Consider the following 10,382-nt stretch of genomic DNA (forward strand, 5'->3'; position numbering starts at 1 on the left):
CCGCGAACCGCTGACCGCGAACCCTCGGGCCCCCACCCCTCGTCCCAACCCTCTCGTCGCAAGGAGCTTCCATGCGCAGACGTCTGCTCGCCGCCACGGCCGCCGCGGTGGCCACCGGACTCGCCCTGGCCGGCGCGGTCACGGTGGTGGCACCGGCACCGGCCGAGGCCGCCGCGCTGACCCGGGTGCTGGTCTTCTCCAAGACCGCCGGTTTCCGGCACTCCGCGATCGCACCCGGGATCGCCGCGATCCGGCAGCTCGGCACCGCCAACGGCTTCACCGTGACCGCCACCGAGGACGCGGCGGCGTTCAACACCGGCAACCTCGGCCAGTACCAGGCGGTGGTCTTCCTCAACACCACCGGCGACGTACTCGACGCCGGGCAGCAGAGCGCCTTCGAGGCGTACGTCGCGGGCGGCGGCGGGTACGTCGGGGTGCACGCCGCCGCCGACACCGAGTACGACTGGGCCTGGTACGGCGGGCTGGTCGGGGCGTACTTCGCCTCGCATCCGGCGACCCAGCAGGCGACGATCCGGGTGGAGGACCGGGGCAACGCGTCCACCTCACATCTGCCGGCGAGCTGGACCCGCACCGACGAGTGGTACAACTACCGGACCAAACCCCCGGTCCCGGGTGAAGGTACTGGCCAGCCTGGACGAGTCGTCGTACAGCGGCGGGTCGATGGGTGGCGACCACCCGATCACCTGGTGCCAGAACTACGGCGGCGGACGCTCCTGGTACACCGGACTCGGGAACACCGACGAGTCGTACTCGGATCCGCTCTTCACCCGGATGCTCCTCGGCGGGCTGCGGATCGCCGCGGGTGCCGCCCCGGCCGACTGCCGCCCGGAGACCGGCTACACGCCGATCTTCGACGGCAGCCAGGCCAGCTTCGGGCAGTGGCGGCAGGCCGGGCCGGGCGGCTTCACCCTGGCCGACGGCACGCTCACCTCGTTCGGCGGGATGGGGCTGCTCTGGTTCCCGGTCCGGACCTACGGCAACTACTCGCTCAAGGTCGACTGGATGATGCCCGGCGACGACAACGGCGGAGTCTTCGTCGGCTTCCCCGACCCGCAGGGTGACCCGTGGCGGCCGGTCGACGCCGGCCACGAGATCCAGATCGACGCCACCGACGCCGACCCGTCCCGGACCACCGGCAGCGTCTACAGCTTCTCCGCGCCGAACCCCGCGATCCGGGACGCCGCGCTGAACCCGCCCGGTTCGTGGAACAGCTACGAGATCGGCGTACACGGCCAGCGGGTGGAGGTCTGGCTCAACGGCGTCAAGGTGAACGACTACACCAGCGGTCGGGACATCGCCGACGGCTACCTCGGACTCCAGAACGACGGCGCCGGGCTGGACATCAACTACCGCAACGTCCGGATCAGGACCGACGGGCCGAACCAGCCACCCGCCACCGACCTGGCCCGAGGCAAGGCGGTCACCGCCAGCAGCGTCGAGCCGAACAGCCCGCACGTGGCGGCGAACGCGGTCGACGGCAACTCCGGTACCCGGTGGGGCAGCGCGTACAGCGACCCGCAGACGATCACCGTCGACCTCGGCGCGGCGTACCCGCTGAACCGGGTCCGGCTGAACTGGGAGACGGCGTACGGGCGGGCGTACCAGATCCAGGTCTCGGCGAACAACGCGACCTGGACCCAGGTCTACGCCACCACCACCGGCGACGGCGGCGTCGACGACGTGCCGATCTCGGCGAACGGCCGGTACGTCCGGATCACCGGTACCCAGCGGGCCACCCAGTGGGGCTACTCGCTCTGGGACCTCAACGTCTACGGCGGCTGACCCGCCGGTCCGCTCCCTCCCCACCACGCGCGTGCCGCGCCCCGCGACCCGGGGCGGCGGCCCCGCACACCCCGGCACAGAAGGAAGGTTCCCGTGTCCGCGCACCCCAGCAGAGGACGACCGTGGTCGTACGCGACCGCGACGCTCGCCACCGCCGCCGCGCTCCTCGCCGCGCTGCCGACGGCGGCGGCCCAGGCCGACCCCGTCCCCGCCGCCGACTACCAGCAGGTCACCCTCGCCACCGGCGCCGCCGAGATCGGCGAGGCGATGTCCCTGGCCGTACTCCCGAACCGATCGGTGGTGCACACCGCCCGCAACGGCACGGTCCGGGTCACCGACGCGGCCGGCAACACCAAGGTCGCCGGCAGCATCCCGGTCTACACCCACGACGAGGAGGGGTTGCAGGGCGTCGCCGCCGACCCGAACTTCGCCAGCAACCGGTACGTCTACCTCTACTACTCGCCGCCGCTGAACACCCCGGCCGGGGACGCCCCGACCACCGGGACCGCCGCCGACTTCGACCGGTGGAAGGGGCACCTGCGGCTCTCCCGGTTCACCATGAACGCCGACGACACCCTCAACCTGGGCAGCGAGCGGGTGGTGCTCCAGGTGCCGAACGACCGGGGGCAGTGCTGCCACGTCGGCGGCGACATCGACTTCGACGCCGCCGGCAACCTGTATCTGTCCACCGGGGACGACACCAACCCGTTCGAGTCGAACTCGTACACCCCGATCGACGAGCGGACCAACCGGAACCCGCAGTTCGACGCGCAGCGCTCCTCCGGCAACACCAACGACCTGCGCGGCAAGGTGCTGCGGATCCGACCGCAGCCGGACGGGACGTACACCATTCCGGCCGGCAACATGTTCGCGCCCGGCACCGCCGGAACCCGGCCGGAAATCTACGCGATGGGGTTCCGGAACCCGTTCCGGATGAGCGTCGACAAGGCGACCGGGATCGTCTACCTCGGCGACTACGGCCCGGACGCGGGCGTCGGCGACCCGAACCGGGGCCCGGGCGGGCAGGTCGAGTTCAACCGGATCACCGGGCCGGGCAACTACGGCTGGCCGTCCTGCACCGGCACGAACACCCCGGCGGAGACGTACAACGAGTACACCTTCCCGTCCGGGCCGTCCCAGGCGAAGTACAACTGTGCCGGCGGGCCGACCAACAACTCGTTCCGGAACACCGGCCTGACCACCCTGCCACCGGCCAAGCCGAGCTGGATCAGGTACGGCGACGCCGGCTCGCCGCCGGAGTTCGGCGGCGGCTCCGAGTCGCCGATGGGTGGCCCGGTCTACCGCTACGACCCGAACCTCAACTCCAGCGTCAAGTTCCCGGCCTCGCTGAACGGCCGCTTCTTCGCCGGTGAGTACGGCCGGCGCTGGATCAAGGCGATCGCGGTGAACGCCGACGGCTCCCCCGGGGAGATCTCCGACTTCCCGTGGCGGGGTACCCAGGTGATGGACCAGGCGTTCGGTCCGGACGGTGCGCTCTACGTGCTCGACTACGGCACCGGCGCGAACAACCAGGCGCTGTACCGGATCGAGTACATCGGCGGCGGCAACCGCAACCCGATCGCCATCGCCAGCGCGAACCGCAGCTCCGGACCGAGCCCGCTGACCGTGAACTTCTCCTCGGCCGGCAGCTCCGACCCGGAGGGCGGGGCGCTGAGCTACCTGTGGACGTTCGGCGACGGCACCACGTCGACGGCGGCGAACCCGACGAAGACGTACACCGCGAACGGGCGGTACACCCCGACACTGCGGGTCACCGACCCGGCCGGGCTGACCGGCACCGCCAGCCTGGTGGTCACGGTCGGCAACTCGGCGCCGACGGTGAACCTGACCGTCCCCGGCAACGGCACGCTGTTCAGCTTCGGCGACACGGTGCCGTACCAGGTGACGGTCAGCGATCCGGAGGACGGGACGATCGACTGTGCCCGGGTCAGGGTCACGTACGCCCTCGGGCACGACAGTCACGCCCACGAGATCACCTCCAGGAACGGCTGCTCCGGCACCATCAACGTGCCGGTGGACGGTGAGCACGACGCCGCCGCCAACATCTACGGCGTCCTCGACGCCAGCTACACCGACAACGGCGGCCTCACCTCGCACAGCATCCGGACGCTGCAACCGAGGCACCGCCAGGGTGAGCACTTCGGCGCCCAGTCCGGCGGGGTGCAGACCGCCGAGCACGCCGCCGCCGAGGGTGGCCGGACCGCCGGATTCATCGACAACAACGACTGGATCTCGTACCAGCCGTACCAGCTCGGCAACGTCACCCGGTTCACCGCGCGGGTCTCCTCCGGCGGGTCCGGCGGCACCATCCAGGTCCGGGCCGGCTCGGCCACCGGCACCCTGCTCGGCAGCGTCGCCGTGGCGAACACCGGTAGCTGGGACACCTTCACCAACGTCTCGACCAACCTCGCCAACCAGCCGTCCGGGACGACCACGCTCTTCCTGGTCTTCTCCGGAGGCGCCGGGAACCTCTTCGACCTGGACTCGTTCACCTTCGCCACCGGCAGCACCGGCGGCGGACCCGCCACCGGGCTGCGGGCGAGCGCCAACAACCAGTACGTCAGCGCCGTCGGCAGCAGGCCGCTGATCGCCGACAGGGCGAGCATCGGAGCCACCGAACAGTTCGACGTGGTCGACCTCGGCGGCGGCAACGTCGCGCTCCGCTCCCGGAACACCGGAATGTACGTCTGCGCCGAGAACTCCGGGGCCGACCCGCTGGTCGCCAACCGGGCCGCCGCCGGGGCGTGGGAGACGTTCGCGCTGGTCCGCAATCCGGACGGCACGGTCAGCCTGCGGGCCACGGTGAACAACATGTACGTCGCCGCCGAGAACGCCGGCACCGAACCGCTGATCGCCAACCGGACGGCGATCGGCCCCTGGGAGAAGTTCACCCTCGTCAACGGCTGAGCACCGCCGGGCCGGGCGGGGTGGCCGGCATCCCCGCCATCCCGACCCGGCCCGGCGCGACCACGGAGGTAGTCCCGATGCATTCGAGAACGCGCTGGCTGCGGAGCACCGCCGCCACCCTGCTACTGGCGGCCGGACTCGCCGCACCGGCGAACGCCGCCGCACCGCCCGGCCCCGCCGAACCGGTCGGCCCCGCCACGCCGGTCGCGGCAGCGGCGCCGCCGCAGACCGCCGGCAACGTGCACATCTTCTACTACTCCTGGTACGGCAACCCGGCGCACTCCGGCAGCTACCGGCACTGGCAGCAGGGCGGCCACACCCCGCCGCAGGACATCGGCGCCAACTTCTATCCGACGCTCGGAGCGTACGACTCCGGTGACCCGGCGGCGGTACGGCAGCACATGGCCTGGATCAGCCGGGCCGGGGTCGGAGTGGTGGTGCACAGCTGGTGGGGACAGGGCTCCTACGAGGACAACCTGACCCCGGTGGTGCTGGACGCCGCCGCCGAGCACGGCCTGCAGGTCGCCTGGCACCTTGAACCGTACGCCGGGCGGACCGCCGACTCGACCGTCGCCGACATCAACTACATCCACAACCGGTACGGCGGCCACCCGGCCTTCCACCGCGACACCGCGCACGGCAACCGGTCGGCGTTCTACGTCTTCGAGAGCCTGCGGACCACCGACTGGACGCCGCTGGAGCAGGTCAAGTCGAACAGCATCGTGCTGGCGCAGACCACCGACACCACGAAGGTGGCGCACTTCGGCGGCATGTACACCTACGACGGGATCGCCGGGGCGACCGCGCCCGGCTGGGCCGACGCCAGCGCCTTCTGCAAGGCCAACGGCCTGGTCTGGGCTCCCTCGGTGGCACCCGGGTACCTCGACGACCGGGCGGTGCCCGGTAACACCACCCCGACGGTGGACCGGGCGAACGGCGCGGCGTACGACCGGCAGTGGGGCAACGCGCTGAGCGCGGCGAACGGCGGCCCGCCGACCTGGGTCTCGATCACCTCGTTCAACGAGTGGCACGAGGGCTCGACGATCGAACCGGCCAGCGCCAACCCGCCGGGCGGGCACGGCTACCTGACCTACTCGGGGGCGTACGGGCAGACAGGTGCCGCCGCCGAGACCGCCTACCTGGACCGGACCCGGCACTGGGTACGCCAGTTCAACCCGGCCGTCGACCCGGGACCAGGGCCGGATCCGGCCCGGCCGGTGAGCCTGCGCGCGCACGCCAACGGCCGGTACGTCACCGCCGACCCCGCCGGCACCGCCCCGCTGATCGCCAACCGCACCGCAGCCGGTACGGCGGAACAGTTCGACCTCGTCGAACTCGGCGCCGGCACCGTCGCGCTGCGCGCCCGCGCCAACGGCCGGTACGTCGCGGCCGAGAACGCCGGGGCGAACCCGCTGGTCGCCAACCGGACGGCGGTCGGCGGCTGGGAGACGTTCCACCTGGTCCGCAACGGCGACGGCAGCGTCAGCCTGCGCGCCACGGTGAACAACCGGTACGTGGTCGCCGAGAACGCCGGAGCGGCGCCGCTGGTCGCCAACCGGACCGGGATCGGCCCCTGGGAGCGGTTCGACCTGGTCGGCTGAGTGGTCGACGCGACGGGGTCCGGCCACCGGTCGGGCCCCGTCACGCTGACCTGCGCCGGGTCACCGGACAGCGCCGGTGGCGCGGGCCCAGCACAATGGTCATCCGTCGCCGCAGTCCTGCGACCGGACACCTCCGTCCGCCGCCTCGACGCACCCGATCGGGAGCCGCTGATGACCTCCGAAGTGCAGCGATCGGAATCGCCGTCGTCGCCGGACGCGCCCGGTCCGGCCCCCTCCGCCGTCCGGACCGGGCTGGCCGGCGGCACCATCCTCGCGCTGGGTGTCTGCGCCGTACTGCCGGTCGATCCGGCCGCAGCGGCCCGGACCGCGATCGTCGCCGGAGCCGTCCTCGCGCTGGTCGGCGTCGCCGCCGCGCTGCATGCACCGGCCGTGTTCCGGACCGCCGCGTTCGTCGGCCCGCTCGTCGGCTGCTTCGCGGTGGGCATCCTCGCCGGCTGGCCGCCCGCGCTCACCACCGTGCTGGTCTGCGTGCTGCCGCTGGCCTGCCTGCTGCTCGCCGGGCGGTGGACCGGGCCCGGTCCGGCCGCGCCGTGGCTGGCCCGGGGCAGGCTGACTCGCGAGGCCCCGTGGCTGGGCCTGGCCACCGTGCTGATCGGCGCCGTCGCCCTCGTCGCCTGGGCGCTCGCGGTACGGCCCGAGCCAGCCGACTATCTGCGCGACCTGCGACAGCTCCCGCTGTGGCTGGCGATCCTCGGCATCGTGGGCTTCGCCCTGGTCAACCCGGTGTGGGAGGAGATGCTGTTCCGGGGAGTACTACAGACCGAACTCGCCTCGGTCTGGGGCGCCCGGGTCGCGGTGGACCTTCAGGCGTTGCTGTTCGGCGTGGCGCACTTCGCCGGGTTCCCGTCCGGGATCATCGGCATGATCATGGCCGCGGGCTGGGGATACGTCCTGGGCATCCTGCGGCTGCGCAGCGGCGGGATCCTGCTGCCGTACCTGGTGCACGTGACCGCCAACGCGGTGATCGGCACGCTGGCGGTGCTGATCCTGCGCTGAGCTGAGTATCAGCCGGCGGACCGACCTCGGCCGGCACCCGTGCCCACCGGCTCCGCCGACGATCGGGGCCGGCATGTCAAGGCCGGCCGATACTCCTTCCGCTGTCGGATGGCGGCGGCGCTCCCGACCAGGGACGACCTTGTCGCGCTCTGTCGCGTCACCATAGCGTCACCGACAGACATCGATTTCTCGGCTACCGGTGGCCGGGCCCGGCACGGCGTCCCGACACCCGGCCTGCCGGGCAGTTGCATCGGAAGGACAAGCATGACAAGTACCCCTGCACGTGCCCGTCGTACATCGGTCGGCGCCGGCCTGGCGGTGGCCCTCGCCGCCCTGTTGACCCTGTTGACCGCGAACCCGGCGTCCGCGGCCGTCGTCTTCGCCGACGGCTTCGAGAACCCGGTCATCTTCAACGACTTCACGACCTTCGCCGCCGGCCAGCAGTTGGGCCCGTGGACGGTCACCTCCGGCACCGTCGACCTGACCCGCGACTGGCAGCACGCCGAGGGCAACCAGTCACTCGACCTCAACGGCAGCGGCCCGGGCGCCGTCGCGCGAAGCCTGCCGACCACCCTGCTCACCACCTACCGGGTGCGCTACGCGCTGGCCGGCAACCCCGACAACGGGCCCGTCGTCACCAGCGGCACGGTCACCGCCAACGGCCAGACGATCGACAACCTCACCTTCGACACCACCGGTCAGAACCCGTCCGACATGGGCTACGTGTACCGGACGGTGTACTTCACCAACGTGCTCTCCAGCTCGACCACCCTCCGGTTCGCCAGCACCACGCCGAGCGCCTACGGCCCGGTCATCGACGCCGTACGCGTCGAGAGCTGCCTGCTGGTCGTCTGTCCCGCGAGCGCGACGAGGACCGCGATCCGGATCTCCTGACGCCGGTCGATCCTCGGCAACGCCGCTCGTCCGATGGCACAAGGGGCGGGCAACGGGTAGAAACATGTCAACCTTCATCGCGTGCCGAGCGGATGTCCCCGGACGGTTGAGAGAGCGCTCTCTGACCTCTTCGGGGCTCCGCCTCCGCCCGGCGGAGGTGCCCCGTCGACCCACCCCGTCGCTGCGCCCGGAGCCGCCGCTCCGGCCAGCGGAAAGGACGGACAAACCGCATGACTACCTCCTCCCCCGGCCTCCGGCGGCGCTCCCCGCGCCGTACCCTCCGCCGGGCGCTCGTGCTCGGCCTGGTACTGGCCACCGCCGTCACCGCGCCGAGCGCACCCGCCGGTGCCACCGGCCCGTCCCGGCCCGGCACCCAGGACCTCGGGCGCAACGTCACCGTCTTCGACCCGAGCATGCCGGTCAGCGAGATCCAGGCGACGCTGGACGCGACGCACGCCCGGCAGGTCGGCAACGAGATGGGCACCGACCGGTACGCCTACCTCTTCAAACCCGGCAGCTACGGCAGCCCCGAGCAGCCACTACAGATCAAGGTCGGCTACTACACCGAGATCTCCGGACTCGGCGCCTCCCCCACCGACGTCGTGATCAACGGCAAGGTCGAGGTCTACAACCGCTGCCTCGAAGGCGGCGGCACGGGCAACTGCATCGCCCTGGTCAACTTCTGGCGTACCCTCTCCAACCTGTCGCTCAACATCGTCGCGACCGGTCAGGACGACTGCCGGGCGTCGGCGAACTTCTGGGCCGTCTCGCAGGCGGTCTCGCTGCGCCGGATGAACATCGGCGGCGGCGGACTGTCCCTGATGGACTACTGCACCGCCGGCCCGCAGTACGCCAGCGGCGGCTTCATCGCCGACTCGCGACTGCCCGCCACCACCAACGGCTCCCAGCAGCAGTGGCTGACCCGCAACACCGAGGTCGCGAGTTGGTCCAACGCGGTCTGGAACCAGGTCTTCTCCGGGGTGGTCGGTGCACCCGACGACGCCGGGTTCCCCGACCCGCCGTACACCACGCTGGAGACGACGCCGCTGAGCAGGGAGAAGCCGTACCTCTTCGTGGACGGGAAGGGGAGCTACCAGGTCCGGGTGCCCGCCGTGCGTCGGGAGAGCCGGGGCGTCACCTGGGGCACCGGCCTGACCCCGGGCCGGACGATCCCGCTGCGGGACTTCTTCGTCGCCCGGCCCTCCGACCCGGTACACGTGCTCAACCGGGAGCTGGCGCGCGGCCGGCACCTGCTGCTCACCCCCGGCGTCTACGACGTCGCCCGCAGCATCGAGGTCAACCGCCCCGACACGGTGGTACTCGGCATCGGGCACGCCACCCTGACCGCCGTGAACGGCGCCGTCCCGCTGGACGTGGCCGGGGTACCCGGCGTGGTGGTCGCCGGGGTCACCGTCGACGCCGGCCTGCGGGAGTCACCGGTGCTGCTCCGGGTCGGCAGCCGGCACGGCCGCAGCCACAGCACCCCGGCCAACCCGATCACGCTCTCCGACGTCTACTTCCGGGTCGGCGGGCCGCACATCGGCAAGACGCACATCGCGCTGGAGGTGAACAGCGACCACGTCCTCATCGACCACACCTGGGTGTGGCGCGGCGACCACGGCGTCGAGGGCTTCACCGAGGGCGTCAACGGCGACACCGACCGCTGGCGGACCAACACCGGCCGGTACGGCGCCGTCATCAACGGCGACCACGTGACCGCGACCGGGCTCTTCGTCGAGCACTTCCAGCGCTACAACACCGTCTGGAACGGCGAGGACGGCACCACGATCCTCTACCAGAACGAGCTGCCCTACGACCCGCCGACCCAGGCCGACTGGCGCAACGGCGACGTCGAGGGCTGGGCCGGCTACAAGGTCGGCGACCGGGTGAAGCGGCACACCCTGCACGGCGGCGGGGTGTACGTCTTCAATCAGAACAACCCGTCGATCCACACCGAGAACGGCTTCGAGGTGCCGGAGACGCCGGGCGTACGGCTGCACCACGTCATGACCGTCAACCTCAGCGCCGGCACCATCGACCACGTGGTCAACGGCGTCGGGGAGGCGGCCGACACCACCCGGGTCGGCGCGCCGGTCTACCTCGCGGAGTATCCGGCGGCGCCGTAGCCGGCCGGACTGC

6 protein-coding genes and 1 pseudogene are annotated in these 10,382 nt (G+C 71.7%); all 7 read left to right on the forward strand.

The genetic code is table 11. The annotated features are described in order from the left end of the window. Window positions 1–71 precede the first annotated feature (71 nt). Window positions 72–554 (forward strand): annotated as a pseudogene (locus V1634_RS35575) (ThuA domain-containing protein); the annotation flags it as partial. A gap of 79 nt (window positions 555–633) precedes the next feature. Next, on the forward strand, window positions 634–1,803 hold the full coding sequence (locus V1634_RS31965) for a family 16 glycoside hydrolase (protein ID WP_407951891.1): 1,170 nt from the start codon (window positions 634–636) through the stop codon (window positions 1,801–1,803). Window positions 1,804–1,896: 93 nt separating this feature from the next. Continuing rightward, window positions 1,897–4,731 carry a PQQ-dependent sugar dehydrogenase gene (locus tag V1634_RS31970; protein WP_331211434.1) on the forward strand — a complete coding sequence of 945 codons (2,835 nt, stop codon included), beginning with the start codon at window positions 1,897–1,899 and terminating at the stop codon, window positions 4,729–4,731. Window positions 4,732–4,808: 77 nt separating this feature from the next. Continuing rightward, window positions 4,809–6,332, forward strand: a complete 1,524-nt coding sequence (locus V1634_RS31975; protein WP_331211435.1) for a hypothetical protein — start codon at window positions 4,809–4,811, stop codon at window positions 6,330–6,332. 171 nt (window positions 6,333–6,503) lie between these two features. Next, window positions 6,504–7,349 carry a CPBP family intramembrane glutamic endopeptidase gene (locus V1634_RS31980; RefSeq protein ID WP_331211436.1) on the forward strand — a complete coding sequence of 282 codons (846 nt, stop codon included), beginning with the start codon at window positions 6,504–6,506 and terminating at the stop codon, window positions 7,347–7,349. 264 nt (window positions 7,350–7,613) lie between these two features. Beyond that, entirely contained in the window at window positions 7,614–8,243 is a 630-nt protein-coding gene (locus V1634_RS31985; protein WP_331211437.1) for a DUF642 domain-containing protein, read from the forward strand. Between the two features lie 230 nt (window positions 8,244–8,473). Continuing rightward, the gene (locus V1634_RS31990; protein WP_331211438.1) at window positions 8,474–10,369 is read left to right on the forward strand and encodes an adenylyl cyclase; all 1,896 of its coding nucleotides are present in this window, start codon (window positions 8,474–8,476) and stop codon (window positions 10,367–10,369) included. Window positions 10,370–10,382 lie beyond the last annotated feature (13 nt).

The organism is Plantactinospora veratri (assembly GCF_036421995.1).
Classification (GTDB): domain Bacteria; phylum Actinomycetota; class Actinomycetes; order Mycobacteriales; family Micromonosporaceae; genus Plantactinospora; species Plantactinospora veratri.